The organism is Mesorhizobium sp. M0040, assembly GCF_040323505.1.
Lineage (GTDB): Bacteria > Pseudomonadota > Alphaproteobacteria > Rhizobiales > Rhizobiaceae > Mesorhizobium.
This window is the reverse complement of record NZ_JAMYVA010000147.1, coordinates 1-827: the sequence shown is the minus strand read 5'-3', so window position 1 is coordinate 827 and position 827 is coordinate 1. Positions and strand designations below refer to the sequence as shown.

1 protein-coding gene is annotated in these 827 nt (G+C 65.7%); it reads right to left on the bottom strand.

The window, feature by feature from the left end; genetic code table 11:
- Positions 1-827 (bottom strand): IS1380 family transposase (locus NKJ91_RS33695; protein ID WP_352458944.1); only part of this gene is annotated, 827 nt, incomplete at both ends.

Here is an 827-nt window from a genome sequence, read left to right as displayed (position 1 = left end):
GGCGCCGTCAACGAACTCCTTGAACCTGCGGACCTTGCCTGTCTTGGCCGACGCTTCGAAGCGCGCCGTCGTGCTGGCCTCCAGATCCGCGACATGCTTGCGCAGGGTCGTGGTGGGCGCGAGGCCAAAGATGAAGTCGACGTCGTTGGCGCGGCACCAGTCGATGACCTGCGGGTTGCAATAATGGCTATCGCCGCGGAGCAGGATTCGAATGTTCGGCCAGTTGATCCGGATCGCCCGCACCAGACGGCGCAGGTGGGGGCGGATCTCAGCCCCACTCGGCCGCTTGGCCGGTCGCAGGATCGCGCTGACGAACCGTCCCGCACCATCGAACACGACGATCGGCTGGAAGCCGTACTCGTCATGGTGGGCATTGAACAGGCGAAGCTGTTGGCCTCCGTGCACAGCGTCGAAGGTGTCGTCAATGTCGAGTACGATCCGCTTCGGCACCTGCCGGAACGAGGCGCAATAGAGATCGACCATCGCCCGTCCCATCGCGACCAGCTCCCGCACGCCGGGTAGGTTCTCCAGCCGGCACAGCGTCGATTGCGACGCCAGATCCCGACCCGACGGCAGCGCATCCTGGGCCATCTTGAAGACCGGATCGCGGCGCAGCCGGTTGGCGTCGTTGCCGTCCTCGTAGCCGGCGGCGATCATCTTCATGCGAAAGCCGATCATGTCCGCCAGGCTGTGGACGACCTGGTCCGGGCAGCGCGGATCGTCGATGCAACGCGCCAGACGCTCGGCCACCCGCAACCGCTTTTCCACCTCGGCCAAGGCCAGAACGCCGCTGTTGGACGACAGCATGCCGCCGTCGAAACGGGCGA